This window comes from Nocardia wallacei, assembly GCF_029869545.1.
GTDB lineage: Bacteria > Actinomycetota > Actinomycetes > Mycobacteriales > Mycobacteriaceae > Nocardia > Nocardia wallacei_A.
Window position 1 is genome coordinate 1 of sequence record NZ_JARWQD010000266.1, and the last position, 13499, is coordinate 13499.

Sequence of the window (13499 nt, forward strand, 5' to 3'; positions counted from 1 at the left end):
ACCCGGGCCGCGGGGCGGGCCACTAAATCGGCGCTCGAATAGCTGGCGGCCGGGCGGGGGCGGCCGTGACCGCGCTGGGGGGGCGCCACGTGCCGGGCGCTGCCGGACAGCATCCGGGCCAGCTCGGCGAAGATGGCGCCCCGCCCGAAGCTTCCGTGCAGCGCGACGACCGGCCGACCCGGACCATCGAAATCCAGAACGGGAATGTCCACCGGACCATCCTGCCGGTGGGCGCAAACGAATTTCGGTGCGTCATCCACCGGCCGCGGCCAGGTGGATGTCGATCACCGGTGCCACCCGGACCACGAGTTCCTCCAGCGACTCCGATGCGATCGGTTCCACCTTCAGGATGTAGCGCAGGTAGGCGATGCCCAGCAGTTGCGCCATCGCGAGATCGATCCGCAGCTCGGCGTCGGGGCCGGGCAGGGCCGCCGCCAGCTGCGAATACACCTGGTTCTGGATGAACTCGCGCACCAGGGTTGCGGATTCCTCGTGCGTCGCCGCCCCGCGCAGGATCGCCAGCAGCGGCGCGCGCGAGGGCGCCCGATCCCATGCCTCGAAGAACACGTGCGTCAGCCGTGTCCCCAGCGCGTCCCGGTCGCCGTCGACGATGCGGCTGGCGATATCGGCCGGATCGAACGGCCAGCCCATGGTGGCGCGGAACAGCTCGGCCTTGCTGCCGAAATAGTGCCTGATCAGCGCGGGGTCGACGCCCGCCGCGGCGGCGATCTCGCGCACCGAGGTCTGCTTGAAACCCGACTCGGCGAACTTGTGCCGCGCGGTGTCCAGCAGCACCTGCCGGGTGTCGGTCTTCCCTGGGCGTCGTCCGATCGGAGGCATGATGCCGGAAATTCTACAGTCGTTGACTTTCGCCGCCGCCCGGCGCTAGCCTGGGACCAGAAATTCAACAAGTGAGGAGTTTCCGATGCCGGCTCCGCGATGGCTCGCCCGCGCCAACAAATTCGGGTTGAACAGGGTCACGCGCTTCATCGCGCCCCGCGCGCCGGGCTGGGCCGTGGTGATCCACCGGGGACGCAAGTCCGGCAAGACATTCCGGACGCCGCTGTGGGCCTTCCGCCGCCCCGGCGGGTATGTGATCGCGCTGACCTACGGGCCGCACTCGGATTGGGTGCGCAATGTGCTCGCCGCCGACGGGTGCGAGCTCGAAAGCCGCGGCCGCCGTTACGAAGTCGGCAATCCCCGGGTATACCGGGACGACAGCGCGAGCGATATGCCCGCGTTCATCCGGTTCATGTTGCGATATGTGATCAAGGCGCCAGACTTCCTGAGCGTCGATGTGGTGCGGGAGTCGGTGGCCGCCTGATCGGGCCCTACCGCCCCTGGAACCGCTCGAGCGCCTCGCTCAGCACCCGCAGCCGCTCCTGCCGGAACCGCGGCATATCGTTCTCCAGTGCGTGCAGCACGTCGAGCGCGGGATCCGCGCAGGCCCAGAAGCGCAGCTTCGATTCCAGCCGCGTGTCGAGTTCCCTTCCACGGCACCGCTGTACGCAGCGAACCAGATCCCGACCGGCGTCGGGGTACAGGTAGCACAGGTCGTAGTCCGGGTCGCCGATCTCGACGTCCCCGAAGTCGATCAGTCCGGTGATCTGCGTCCCCGTCACCAGCAGATGGTCCAGGCTCACATCGGCGTGCAGCAGGGTCGGGCGATAGTCGAAGTTGCCGTCGTCGCCCAGATAGCCCTCCCACGCCCGCAGCAGCATCGTCGCCTCCCGCGCGGAAATCAGCGGAAGCACCTCGGCGCGAACGGTTTTCAGGTCGGCGGTGAAATCGGCTCGCAGATCCCAGGTCTCGATCCCGAGCTCGCGGGCACGCGCCACGGGGAAGTCGTGGATACCGTCGATCAGCTCCGCGATCCGCCGGGACGTCTCCGGCAGCTCCAGCAGTCCTCGCCGCCTCCACTGCTCATCCGGCAGCGACTCGCCCGGCACGGCCGGATACACACAGAACGCACCGGGCCCCAAGGGATTCGGTGCCGTGAACGAGAATCGCGGGATCGGCACCGGCAGCCGTTCGGCCAGTTCGGGCAGCAGCGCCGCCTCGTGCGCGATCCCCTCGGCCCCGTGCGGATCCTGCGGCAGCCGCAGCACATACGAGGTCTCGCGGCGTTCGAGCAGCAGCGCCACACTGTCCATCCCGGCACCCAGCAAACGCAGCGTGCCCGTGGCCAGATCCGGGTCCGGTGAGGCGGCGAGCGCATCCCGGACCCGTGCCTCCCAGTCCCGCGGCAACCGCACGCTCGCACTCATGTCCACGGGTGCATCGTACGGATCGCCGCTCAGGCCCTGCGGGCGATGAGCAGGTGCGCCGGGATCGGTTGCCGGTCGATGCGGCGGTCCTCGACGGTCAGGCCCGCCCGCTCCAGCGCGCCGATCACCTCCGCCACCGGCCGCAGCCGGAAGCCGTAGGCGGTGAACGGCATCTTCGCCATGGCGTCCGGGTCGCCGATGCCCACCACGAGACGGCCCCGCGGGCGCAGCACGCGCGCCAGTTCCGCACAGGCACGGTCGAGTTCGGGCACGAAATACACGGTGTTCACCGTGATCGCGGCGTCCAGGCTCGACTCGGCCAGCGGCAGCTCCGTGAGCGAACCCTGCAGTACCCGCAGCCTGCCCTCGCCGATCGGGCGCGCGAGCCGAGACTTGGCCCGCGCCAGCATGTCCGGCGAGAGCTCCACGCCGTGCACCGTGCCGTCCGGACCGACCCGGTCCAGCAGCAGCGACAGCCCCACGCCGCCACCGAAGCCGATATCCGCCGCCGCCTCGCCCAGGGCCACCGCGGCGGCCTCGACGGCGCCGTCGATCGCGAAGCGGTTGGAGCGGTTCAGCATGACCGCCACGCCCTTGCCCAGCAGTCCGTGCGGATTGCCGAGCTGGGCGGCGAGGGCGGACATCACGCGTGCGGCAACGGCGTTCACCCCACGCATGCTACCGCCTTGACTTCATGTCGACCTGAACCTGCATCATGGGGATATGACCCGTGCTCTCGACGCCGGAGCCCGAGCGACGGCGGAGCTGCCGATCGGCGAGCTGGCCGCGCGTTTCGGGCTGGCCACGCATGTGCTGCGGCACTGGGAGGATATGGGACTGCTGGCGCCGCACCGGGATTCGGGCGGACGCCGCCGCTACGGGCAGGGCGATGTCGAGACGGTCGCGCTGATCCTGGTCGCCAAGGGCATCGGGCTCTCGCTGGAGGAGATTCGCGATCTGTTCTCCACCGCGACGGACCGGGCCGGTCGCCGCAGGCTGCTGCAGGCGCATCAGGCCCGGCTGCGGGAGCAGATCGCGCAGGCGCAGGCCGCGCTGGCGGCCATCGGGCACGCGCAGGACTGCGCGGCCGCCGACATGCGGACCTGCCCGCACTTCCGCGACCTGCTGGCGCGGGCCCTGCCCCTGCTCGGCGATCCCGCGCAGCGCGGCGGTCCGCTGCTGCGCAGCCTGACGAGCCACGAGCCCGGTAAATGACCGCGGCCAGATCCCGAGGGCCGCGGTGATCCGGGCTTAGTCTGCTGGTCGTGGACGACACGACCGGCAGCGCGACGCATCCGCACGAACCACACACCCAGGGCCTGGCCGCCAAGCTGAACTGGCTGCGCGCGGGCGTGCTCGGCGCCAACGACGGCATCGTGTCGACCGCCGGTCTGGTGGTCGGCGTGGCGGCGGCGACCACCAGCACCACCCCGATCCTGACCGCGGGCGTGGCCGGGCTGGTGGCCGGGGCGATCTCGATGGCCGCCGGAGAGTACGTCTCGGTCAGCACCCAGCGCGATTCGGAGCGGGCGCTGCTGTCGAAGGAGAAGCGAGAGCTCGCCGAGGAACCGGACTACGAGCTGGCCGAGCTCGCCGAGATCTATCAGCGCAAGGGCCTGTCGCCGCAGACGGCCCGCCGGGTCGCCGAGGAGTTGTCCGCGCACGACGCCTTCGCCGCGCACGCCGAGGCCGAATTGGGCCTGAACCCCGACGAACTCACCAACCCGTGGCAGGCCGCGTTCTCCTCCGCGGTGTCGTTCACCTGCGGTGCGCTGCTGCCGCTGCTGGCGATCCTGCTCCCGCCGGTGTCGTGGCGGATCCCGGTGACCGTCGCCGCCGTGCTGGTCGCGCTGGCCGTCACCGGATCGATCAGCGCCCGGCTCGGCGGCAGCAACCCGCGCCGCGCCACGGCCCGCGTGGTGATCGGCGGGGCTCTGGCCATGGCCGTCACCTTCGCCATCGGCCAGATCCCCGGCGTCGAGCATTGAGGCAAAGTCCGCCGCCGATGCCCCGCGCCTGACACAGTGAACGCATGACCGATCAGCGACGGGGACCGTTCTGGGACGGTGTGCAGGGCCGCGCGCCGATGCCGCGCGCCGCGCAGACGCTCGGCTTCGAATTCCTCGAGGCCGATATCGACAGCGGGACCATCGAACTCGCCTTCACCGCGACGGAGGCGTTCACCAATCCGATGGGCGAGGTGCTGGGCGCGTTCGTCGCCGCCATGCTCTACGACACGGTCGGCCCGGCGCTTCTGGCCACGCTCGGCCCGGACGAATTCCAGTCCACGCTCGATCTCCAGGTGAGTTTCCTGCGTCCCGCGCGGACCGGGCGGCTGCGCGGTACCGGCCGGGTGGTGCGCCGGGACGGCGATATCGCGTTCCTCGCAGGCGAATTGCGTAATCCGGACGACGAGGTCGTCGGCACCGCCACGGCCACGGCGAGGGTGATCCCGCTCGGCGGATGAGCGGTCCGCACGGCAGGGAGCCGTTCAGCGTTCGGTGACGAACTCATGGATCGCCGTCGGTCCGTGTGACATCGGACCGCGCGCGTGCCGCCCGGGAACTGCTGACGTGCAGCACGGCTCCGAGCCCGGCGCCGACCAGTGCGCTGGAGACGACCCCGACGACGAAGTTCAGCGCTCCGGTCGAGGCCGCCGCGGGTAATGCGAAGCCGACAGCGAACGCGAAGGTCAGCACACCGGCCGTCGCGACCAAGGCCACGGCGAGCCTTCTCTCCATGATGTGACCCCCTGCAGGACACCGAGATTCGGCGCGACCCGATGACGGCTCGAGTGAGCGGCTCCCCCCCGGACTGAAGACCGTCGCGCAAGGTCATAGTGACGGTGCGGGCCGATCTCGCGCCAGTACCGCGGGCACGATTACGGCGGATCGGTGACCAATTGGGGACCAAAGTCCTCGATCCGCGGCCGAGAGTCACAGCGGGGTGGGTATCTCATTCGACCGGGGGCAACAGCCCGATGGCCTCCTTCACGAGCGCGATCTTCCTGCGCGCGGGCCCGCGGGCGACGCTCGCGCCGCGCCGCAGCAGTTCCCGCACGTGGTCCGGGTCACCGGAAAGCGCCTCGTACCGCCGTCGGATCGGCTCCGTCACCGCCACCACGGCATCGGCGACCGCATGCTTCAGATCGCCGTAGCCGTCGAGCTTGTCGGCCAGCAGCTCGGGCGGGGTGCCGGTGCAGGCGGCCAGAATCGTCAGCAGATTGGCGATGCCCGGCTTCGCCTCGGGGTCGTGGATCACCTCGGTGCCACCGTCGGTCACCGCGCGCATCACCTTGCGGCGCAGCACGTCCGGGGTGTCCAGCAGGCGGAGCGACCCCGCGGCCGAGACCGATTTGCTCATCTTGCGGCTCGGATCCGCCAGGTCCATGATGCGGGCGGCGACGGGCGGGTTCACCGCGTGCGGGACGGTGAAGACCGCCCCGTAGGACGCGTTGAACCGCACCGCGACATCACGGGCCAGCTCGACGTGCTGGCGCTGATCCGCGCCGACCGGCACCTCGTCGGTGTCGTAGAGCAGGATGTCGGCGGCCATCAGAATCGGATAGGTCAGCAGTGACGTCCGCACCTGCCGCAGGCGCCGGGACTTCTCCTTGAACTGGATCATCCGCTGCGCCTGGCCGTATCCGGCGACGCATTCCAGCAGGTAGTGCAGCTCGGTGTGCTCGGGCACATGCGACTGCGCCAGGAACAGGCAGCGCTCTGGATCCACCCCGGCGGCCAGCAGCAGCGTGGCGAATTCCAGTGTCCGCCTGCGTACTTCGGCCGGGTCGTGGTCCAGGGTCAGGGCGTGGAGGTCGGAGACGAAGACGACGGTGTCGGTCGAGGACGTCTGCCGCTCGGTGAGCGGGGCGATGGCCCCGAAGTAGTTGCCGAGGTGAAGTTCGCCCGAGGGGGTGAAGGCCGTGAGCCTGCGCGGCATGGTGGGTTCCTTTCCGGGAGTGACCGCCACCCGGTCGGACCACCGCGTCGGTATTCGGAAACGGCCGCCCCATACGGGCGGCCGCGGAACGAGGACATGCGGGAGCTGCGGGCCGCCCTAGGGCAGCCACCACGCGAGACGAGCGCTGATCCGCATACCTCGGACGCTAGCACCGGCCGGGCGGAGCGCACCACGGATTATCCGGACTGGAACCGAGTATGCGGGTCCAGTTATCGGCTACTGGACCTGTATCAGGGGTCCAGTCATGGTGCATGCTGGCCGAATGTTGCTCCGTCGTCTCTGCGCGCTCTATGTCGGTTTGTGGCTGTACGGATTCTCCGTGGCCGTGATGATCCGGGCGGCGCTCGGACTGGATCCCTGGGATGTGTTCCACCAGGGCGTGGTTCGGCACGTCCCACTGAGTTTCGGGACCGTGACCGCGGTGACCGGGGTGGCGGTGCTGCTGGCCTGGATACCGCTGCGTCAGAAGCCGGGGCTGGGCACGGTGAGCAATGTCGTGGTGATCGCGATCTCGGTGGATGTCGGGCTGTGGTTGCTGCCGCAGGTGCAGGCGCTGCCCGTGCGGGTGGGCGCGATGGCCGCGGCCGTGGTCCTCAACGCGGTGGCCACCGTGCTCTACATCGGCGCCGGGATGGGGCCGGGGCCGCGCGACGGACTGATGACGGGCCTGGTGCAGCGCACCGGCCGCCCGGTCTGGGCGATCCGCACGGGCATCGAGGCGACCGTCCTGGTGACCGGATGGCTGCTCGGCGGCAGCGTCGGCATCGGCACCCTCGTCTACGCCTTCGGCATCGGCCCGCTGATCCACCTGATGATCCCGCTGGTCGACCGCTGGCTCCCCGGCTTCCACGGCACCCGCCGCGAACCCGAGCCCGCGCTCGCCTGACACCCACCGCGCTCAGCGCCGCCGCAGGCCCAGGACCGCGAGCCGGACCCGGTTGGTGGCACCGGTTTTCGCCATCAGATTGGCGATATGGGTCTTCACGGTGGTGATGCCGACGTGCAGCCGGTCGGCGATCTCGCCATTGGACAGCCCTTGCGAAACCAGATCCAGCACTTCGGCTTCCCGCGACGTCAGACCCGGAATCGTTGCGGGCATGGGCTTTTCGTGCGTGCCGTGCGCGGCCACCGCCGAATCGACCACGCGGACCAGGACATCGGGTGAGAAGGGCCGATCGCCCGCGGCCGCGCGGCGGATGCCGTCGAGCAGGTCGGTCGGCGAGGCGTCCTTGACCAGGAATCCGCAGGCGCCCGCCCGCAGCGCCGGGTACAGATGCTCGTCGTCGTCGAAGGTGGTCAGCACCAGCACCCGGGTGGCCGGGCGGGCGGCGAGAATGGTTGCAGTGGCACGGATTCCGTCCATGCCGGGCATGCGCAGATCCATCAGCACCACGTCGGGACGGGTCCGCTCGGCCAGGCGCACCGCGTCGGCGCCGGTGGCCGCCTCCCCCACCACCTCCAGGTCGTCGGCGTTCTCGCACAGCATGCGCAGCCCGGCGCGCACCAGTTGCTGATCGTCGACCAGCAGCACCCGGACGGTCACGACGCCCGGCCCGGCAGGTGTGCCGCGAGGCGCCAGCCCGTGGCGGTCGGTCCGGCGGTCAGCGTGCCGCCGAGCAGCTGGACCCGCTCGGACAGGCCGATCAGCCCCACACCGCCCGCCGTGACGAGGCCGGGTGCGCCCTCGTTGGTGAGCAGGAAGTCCACTCCGTCGCCGACGCCGATCCGCAACCGCGCCACCGCATTCCGGCCGCCGTGCTTGACCGCGTTGGCCAGCCCCTCCTGGGTCAGCCGCAGCACGGTCAGCGCCGACAGCGGGTCCACCGCGGTGACGTCACCGATCTCGGTGTCCACCCGCGGCCCGAGCCGCCGGGTCCGGGCCACGGCCGCCTCGATCGCCGCGGGCAGATCGCCCGGCGCGACGAACGACTCCCCCGCGCCGTCCGGATCACGCAGGATCGTCACCAGTTTCCGCAGATCGTCCAGGGTTTCCTTGCCGCTGGCGTGGATATCGTCGAGCACCTCGCGCACCGCGGGCGGCGCCTCGGGCAGCGCATGTCGCGCCACCCCCACCCGCAGCACCGCCGACGAGACGTGGTGCGCGATGAGGTCGTGCAGCTCCCGGGCGATCGCGGTGCGTTCGGCGGCGCGCGCGGCGGCGACCTCCGCCAGCCGGTGCTGCGCCATCTCGTCGGCGGCGCGCCGGGCCCGGTCCGCACTCTCGAGCGCGCCCCGCAGCAGTCCGCCGAGCAGCAGCGGCAGTCCGGCCATCACCACGGCCCGGTATCCGGTCGCGCCCGCGCCGCCCGCCTGGTGCAGCAGATAGGCACCGGCGAGCGCCGCGGCCCCGAGCCAGGGTCGCCAGTTCCCCTGTCGCGCAGCCAATTCGGTGAGCGCCACCGCCGCCGCCACCTTGGCCACGACGGGTCCGGTGTGCCCGAATTCGAATCCGAGCGCCAGGATCGCGGTGGTCGCCAGCGAGGCGGCCAGCGGCCAGCGCACCCCGCCCGCCGTCGCGGCCACCGCCGCCAGGCCGATCGCCCAGTCGACGGCCGCCGCGGAATCGCTCAACCAGGCCAGGCAGCCCGCGGCCAGCGCCACCAGCACGGCCAGCCGCACCGGCACCGACCGCGGGGACAGCAGCCACTCGATGCCGCGCAGCACGCCGGTCGAATCGGGATGGACCGCGCGCCGCCCGCCCTGCGGCCGCCGTCGCGCCCGCCTACTCGCCGGGTCCGCAGCATCCTCCACGCTCACATCATGCCGCCCGGCGGCCCCGCGCGTCTCCTACCTCGGGAGGAGGCGGCTCGTTCCGGCGGTCGCCGGGTCGGGCCCCGGGGCCGATTCCTCGGGCCCGGCCACCGGGCACGGTGGTGGCATGACCGATGAGGACAGCGCACCCACCACCCGCCCGGCCCGGCCCAGTCGGCGCGCGATGCTGGGCGCCATCGCGACGTCGGGTGCGGTCGCGGGCGCCGCGGGACTGGCCGCCGGGGTATCGCTGGGCGCGGACTCCAACGCGCCCGGCTCGCCGCCCGCCCGGAGTCGTTTCGAGAACCGGACCGTGCTGATCACCGGCGCCACCTCGGGGATCGGCGCCGCGGCGGCCCGGCTGTTCGCGGGCGAGGGCGCGCGAGTCGCCTTCTGCGGCAGGCGCACCGAGCGCGGGCAGGCGGTGGAACGCGAGATCCGCGGAGCCGGAGGGGAAGCCACGTATTTCCGCGCCGATGTCCTGGTGGAGAACGAGATCCGGGCGTTCGTCGACGCGGCGGTCGCGAAGTACGGTGGCCTGCACGTCGCGTTCAACAATGCCGGTATCACCATTCAGAAGAAGCTGCACGAGTACAGTGCCGACGACTTCGACAGGGTCCTGAACACCAACTTGCGCGGCACCTTCCTGGCCATGAAATACCAAGTGCCGCACATGATCCGGTCCGGCGGCGGCACCATCGTGGTCACCTCCTCGTCGAACGCCCTCGCCACCGATGCCGGGCGCGCCGCATACACGGCGAGCAAGCGCGGGCTGGTCGGACTGGTCCAGTCGGCCGCGCTCGACTACGCGGGCGACGGCATCCGGGTCAACGCGCTCGTCCCCGGCACCACCGACACCGATCTGGTCCGCGACCTCAGCCCCATCGGCGGCCTGCCCGACGATGCGTACCGGGTGGCGATGCGGCAGTGGGCGAAATCGAATGTGCCCGGCCTCGGCCGCCTCGCCACCCCGGAGGAGGTGGCGGCATTCGCCCTCACGCTGGCCTCGCCCGAACACCCCTACCTCACCGGCGCGCAGCTGGTCATCGACGGCGGCAAGACCGCGCACGCCTGACGGGATTCAGTTGTCGCGCACGATGATTCCCGCGGCGCGCGCGAACGCCGGGGCCAGATCCAGCAGCTGCATCGTGCTGATCGTGGCGCCCTTCAGGGACTCGATCCCGGCGGCGATCTCCAGGTTGACCGCGCCGCGCAGATCGACCTCGTGCAGGGTGGCGCCGTGCAGTGCGACCTGGTCCAGCCGGGTGCCGGGGAAGCTCACCCGGGTCAGGGTCGCCTCGCCGAAGTCGGCGTCGCGCAGGACGCAGTCGGCGAAGGTGACGTCCTGCAGCGCCGCGTTGCGCAGGTTCACCGAATCGAATTTGCAGCCCTCGAACCGGACCCGCCGCAGCTGCGCCCCGACAGCCTCGACTCCGGACAGCGCGCAATCGACGAATTCGGTGTTCAGCCAACCGGTCTGGCCGAGATTGGTGCCGATCCACCGCACGTGGCGCAGCCAGACATCGTCGAAGCGGGCGTAGCGCAGCATGCCACCGGCGAATTCGGCTGCGGTGAACGCGGATTCGACGAACTTGCTGCCGCCGACGTCGAGCCCCTCGAAGGCGACACCGTCCATGTGCACGCTCTCGTATTCGGTGTCGGACTCCGGCTCGCCCTCGAAGGGCTCCAGGAACCGGGCATAGGGCAGATCGGTCAACTCGCGGGGCACCCCTGCACCCTAGGCGAGGGCACCGACACCGCGACTAGCCGATCCCGGGGAACGGCGGTAACGGCGGCAGCGGAATGAGCGGGGGCGGCGGCGGGGGTGGCGGGGGCGGTTCTGGCGCGGGCGGCGGTGCGGGCTCGGGCTCCGGCTCGGGCGCGGGTTCGTCGGGGATCGGCGCCGGTTCCGGCACGTAGGGCGCCACATACGGCTGCGGGGCGGGCGCCGGCTCCTCGACGGGAGCGCCCTGCGGCTGCGGAATGCAGATCCAGGCACCGTCGGGCCCGCGGCCCCACTGCGCGATGATGCCGTCGTGCGAGCAGTCGTCGCCGATCCGGTGCGGTTCGGCGATCTGTGACAGCGGCGTGCAGTTCAGGGTGCCGTCGGGTGCGGGCTGCCATTGCGCCGCGATCCCGCCCGCCGAGCAGTCTCCGCCGATCCGGCGCTCGGGCACCGGCGGTGCGGATGTCGCGCGGGCCCCGGTCGACGCGGGCTCTGCGCCGCCGGTCGTCGATGCCGGAGCGGCGGTGTCCTTGTCCGATCGGTCGAGCAGCACCCCCACCAGCGCCGCCACCGCGATGACGGCCACGACGACGGCCGCGATGGCCACATTGCGCGCGGTATTGTTCCCCCCGGTCGGCGGCCTGTCCGGTGACACCATCGTCGGAACCCTTTCGTTGCACCAGCGTCGCGGACGCTGACCCGAAAAGCCCGGTCACCTGGGACGATACCGAAAAGGGCGGCGCTGGGGGCGCTGTGACGCGCCCGCGCGGCCGATCCGTCAGTCCAGATCGATGCGCACCGACAGCAGATCGGTGCCGAATGCGGCCACGACCGTGCTGTTGCCGCGCGGCAGCTCCCTCAGCCGCGCCCGCGCGTCGTCGTCCGGCACGGGATGCGCGGTGCCGGTGTACCAGTGGCCGTGCAGGCGCAGCCGCACCCGATTGTCGGCCCGGATATTGCGGATGTACTGGGAGCGCTCGCCGAATTCGGAGACGAACCAGAACGAATTACCGGTGCGCCGCCCGCCGATCGGGGTGACGCGCGGCTGCCCGCTCACGCGGCCCGTGGTCTCCAGCAGGGTCTGCGCGCCCAGCCGGCGCAGCAGCGGATTGCCGATGTTGCGCTGGAACGTCGTCACCAGCCGGTGCTGGATATCGCGCCGATTCACCATGGCCCGACGGTAACACCGGCGCCGTCACCGCACGGGTTCGAAATCCGTCCGGCCGTTGTCGGTGAGCGCCTAGATTCCCGTGGCCGGATCGAGGACAGAGCGCTACATCAAACAGATCAGAATTCCCGAGGCCGCGGTGGCGCCGATCAGCAGCGGCCCGCCGACGGCCAGCGCGATGCCGGTGAGCAGCCCGGCACGGGTGTGCACGTGCCATCCGGCGCGCGGCGCGGCCAGGCGCTCGGCGCGGGCGAGCACATCGGCGCCGCTGGCGGCCAGCGCACCGGCGGGCGCCGCGCCGGAGAGGGTGAGCAGACCCGACAGCAGCGGCGCGCGGCCGTGCCGGCGGACCGCGGCGTCGTCGGCGCACATCTCGAGCAGCCGCGCCACCTCCCGCGCGCCGACGGTGCACAGCCGCAATCGCGGAAACGTCGTCGCCAGGCCGCGCATCACCGTCAGCACCAGCGGATGGCGGCGTTCGAGATGCGCGTGCTCGTGCGCCAGCACCGCGTCGAGTTCCTCGTCCCGCAACGCGGCCAGGGCGCCGGTGGTGACCACCACGACATTCGGCGAGCCCGCCACGCAGTAGGCCGCGCGCTCGGCGGCATCGAGGACCACCAGGTCGGCGGTCCGGTGGCGGCGCACGCGGCGGCCCGTCATGCGCAGCGCGTCGGCGTGTTCGCGCGCCCGCAGCCGCATGCGCAGCTGCAACCGGGCCAGCCGGATGCCGAGCACGATCGCCAGCACCGTCAATACGCAGGTCACGGCCATCAGCCCGAGCTGGGCGGCGAGCCCGGCATGGCCGGTGGCGATCTCCTCCGCCTCGTGCAGCCCCGAGGCCACCAACCGGTCCGGGCGGAACCAGGTGTGGGTGACATCGGCCAGTGCCAGCAGCAGTCCGGCACTCCAGGACCCGAGCACGCTCAGGATCAGCGTCAGCCAGGCCACCACGCCCAGGTGGGGAACGACACCGTGCCGGGTCAGCCGCGGCAGCACGCGCGGCGCCAGCACCGCCACCGCCGTCGCGTAGACGAACAGGCCGAGCGCAACACTCACGTGCCGTCCGCCAGTCTGCGCAGCGCGGCGCGCAGCCGCTCGGACTCCTCCGGGCCGATCTGCTCGATGAAATGCGCCAGTACCAGATCGGAGCGGCCGCCGCCGTCCAATGCCTCCCGCATCAGCCTGGCGCTGTGCTGCTCGCGGGTCAGCGTCGGCCAGTAGCGGAACGCCTTCCCCTCTCGGCGGCGCGCCAGCCAGCCCTTGCGGTGCAGGTTGTCCATGGTGGACATGACCGTCGTGTACGCGATCTCGCGTTCGGCGGTCAGCTCGTCGAACAGCTCCCGGACGGTGGTCGGGACGCCGTCTCGGTTCCAGAGACGGTCCATGACCACCGTCTCGAGTTCCCCGAATCCGCGCGTACGCACAGCACCTCCTCGTCGTCGACCGCTCCGAATCACCGGGCGGCCCACGTGCATACTATCTACGTACATAGACAGTAGGTCAGGCGGAGCGGCAGCGAGAATCGCTTGACCGATCCCGACAGGGTAATCTACTGTCTACGTACGTAGATAGTAGAACAGACCTCGGCGGTCGTTCACCCTCAGCGCCCGCCGATCGTCACGAA

Annotated in this window: 19 protein-coding genes; 6 read left to right on the top strand and 13 right to left on the bottom strand. The window is 71.2% G+C overall.

The window, feature by feature from the left end; translation table 11 throughout:
• On the bottom strand, positions 1-212 hold a 212-nt coding region (locus QH290_RS22930), incomplete at its 3' end, for an alpha/beta fold hydrolase (RefSeq protein WP_425303641.1).
• A gap of 40 nt (positions 213-252) precedes the next feature.
• Positions 253-840: a TetR/AcrR family transcriptional regulator gene (locus QH290_RS22935; RefSeq protein ID WP_280265774.1), complete on the bottom strand. Its 588-nt coding sequence runs from the start codon at positions 838-840 to the stop codon at positions 253-255.
• An 85-nt stretch (positions 841-925) separates the two neighbouring features.
• On the opposite strand from QH290_RS22935, the gene QH290_RS22940 reads away from it, so the two are divergent.
• On the top strand, positions 926-1324 hold the full coding sequence (locus QH290_RS22940; RefSeq protein ID WP_280265775.1) for a nitroreductase family deazaflavin-dependent oxidoreductase: 399 nt from the start codon (positions 926-928) through the stop codon (positions 1322-1324).
• A 7-nt stretch (positions 1325-1331) separates the two neighbouring features.
• Here the strand turns inward: QH290_RS22940 and QH290_RS22945 are convergent, their stop codons facing one another.
• Positions 1332-2267, bottom strand: coding sequence for a phosphotransferase family protein (locus QH290_RS22945; RefSeq protein WP_280265809.1), 936 nt, complete (start codon positions 2265-2267; stop codon positions 1332-1334).
• Between the two features lie 29 nt (positions 2268-2296).
• Positions 2297-2911, bottom strand: coding sequence for a class I SAM-dependent methyltransferase (locus tag QH290_RS22950; protein ID WP_425301695.1), 615 nt, complete (start codon positions 2909-2911; stop codon positions 2297-2299).
• Between the two features lie 79 nt (positions 2912-2990).
• On the opposite strand from QH290_RS22950, the gene QH290_RS22955 reads away from it, so the two are divergent.
• The 3 genes from QH290_RS22955 to QH290_RS22965 are packed head-to-tail and all read left to right on the top strand — an operon-like array spanning position 2991 to position 4734.
• Complete coding sequence (locus tag QH290_RS22955; protein ID WP_280265777.1) at positions 2991-3482, top strand: MerR family transcriptional regulator; 492 nt, start codon at positions 2991-2993, stop codon at positions 3480-3482.
• 50 nt (positions 3483-3532) lie between these two features.
• Entirely contained in the window at positions 3533-4255 is a 723-nt protein-coding gene (locus QH290_RS22960; protein ID WP_280265778.1) for a VIT1/CCC1 transporter family protein, read from the top strand.
• A 44-nt stretch (positions 4256-4299) separates the two neighbouring features.
• Positions 4300-4734 (top strand): PaaI family thioesterase, encoded by a 435-nt coding sequence (locus QH290_RS22965; RefSeq protein WP_280385037.1) that lies wholly within the window; start codon positions 4300-4302, stop codon positions 4732-4734.
• 43 nt (positions 4735-4777) lie between these two features.
• On the opposite strand, the gene QH290_RS22970 is transcribed toward QH290_RS22965, so the two are convergent.
• Positions 4778-5008 carry a hypothetical protein gene (locus QH290_RS22970; RefSeq protein ID WP_280265780.1) on the bottom strand — a complete coding sequence of 77 codons (231 nt, stop codon included), beginning with the start codon at positions 5006-5008 and terminating at the stop codon, positions 4778-4780.
• 214 nt (positions 5009-5222) lie between these two features.
• Positions 5223-6209, bottom strand: coding sequence for a tryptophan--tRNA ligase (gene trpS, locus QH290_RS22975; protein WP_280265781.1), 987 nt, complete (start codon positions 6207-6209; stop codon positions 5223-5225).
• A gap of 283 nt (positions 6210-6492) precedes the next feature.
• Here trpS and yczE point away from each other — a divergent pair, with 283 nt between their 5' ends.
• Positions 6493-7116, top strand: coding sequence for a membrane protein YczE (yczE, locus tag QH290_RS22980; RefSeq protein WP_280385039.1), 624 nt, complete (start codon positions 6493-6495; stop codon positions 7114-7116).
• Positions 7117-7128: 12 nt separating this feature from the next.
• On the opposite strand, the gene QH290_RS22985 is transcribed toward yczE, so the two are convergent.
• Positions 7129-7773 (bottom strand): response regulator, encoded by a 645-nt coding sequence (locus QH290_RS22985; protein WP_280385041.1) that lies wholly within the window; start codon positions 7771-7773, stop codon positions 7129-7131.
• Positions 7770-8981, bottom strand: a complete 1212-nt coding sequence (locus QH290_RS22990) for a sensor histidine kinase (protein ID WP_280385043.1) — start codon at positions 8979-8981, stop codon at positions 7770-7772. Before QH290_RS22990 ends, QH290_RS22985 begins: the two co-directional genes overlap by 4 nt.
• A gap of 127 nt (positions 8982-9108) precedes the next feature.
• Between QH290_RS22990 and QH290_RS22995 the strand changes: the two genes are divergently transcribed.
• A complete protein-coding gene (locus QH290_RS22995; RefSeq protein ID WP_280385045.1) occupies positions 9109-10056 on the top strand; it encodes an SDR family NAD(P)-dependent oxidoreductase in 948 nt (315 codons plus the stop codon).
• Positions 10057-10062: 6 nt separating this feature from the next.
• Here QH290_RS22995 and QH290_RS23000 read toward each other — a convergent pair whose 3' ends face one another.
• The 5 genes from QH290_RS23000 to QH290_RS23020 form a co-directional block, all read right to left on the bottom strand.
• Positions 10063-10710 carry a pentapeptide repeat-containing protein gene (locus QH290_RS23000; protein WP_280385046.1) on the bottom strand — a complete coding sequence of 216 codons (648 nt, stop codon included), beginning with the start codon at positions 10708-10710 and terminating at the stop codon, positions 10063-10065.
• 34 nt (positions 10711-10744) lie between these two features.
• Positions 10745-11365 (bottom strand): hypothetical protein, encoded by a 621-nt coding sequence (locus QH290_RS23005; protein ID WP_280385048.1) that lies wholly within the window; start codon positions 11363-11365, stop codon positions 10745-10747.
• Positions 11366-11485: 120 nt separating this feature from the next.
• Positions 11486-11878, bottom strand: a complete 393-nt coding sequence (locus QH290_RS23010; RefSeq protein ID WP_280265788.1) for a nitroreductase/quinone reductase family protein — start codon at positions 11876-11878, stop codon at positions 11486-11488.
• 102 nt (positions 11879-11980) lie between these two features.
• The gene (locus QH290_RS23015; RefSeq protein ID WP_280385050.1) at positions 11981-12931 is read right to left on the bottom strand and encodes a M56 family metallopeptidase; all 951 of its coding nucleotides are present in this window, start codon (positions 12929-12931) and stop codon (positions 11981-11983) included.
• On the bottom strand, positions 12928-13299 hold the full coding sequence (locus tag QH290_RS23020) for a BlaI/MecI/CopY family transcriptional regulator (protein WP_280385052.1): 372 nt from the start codon (positions 13297-13299) through the stop codon (positions 12928-12930). The genes QH290_RS23015 and QH290_RS23020 overlap by 4 nt, the downstream gene beginning before the upstream one ends.
• Between the last annotated feature and the right edge of the window lie 200 nt (positions 13300-13499).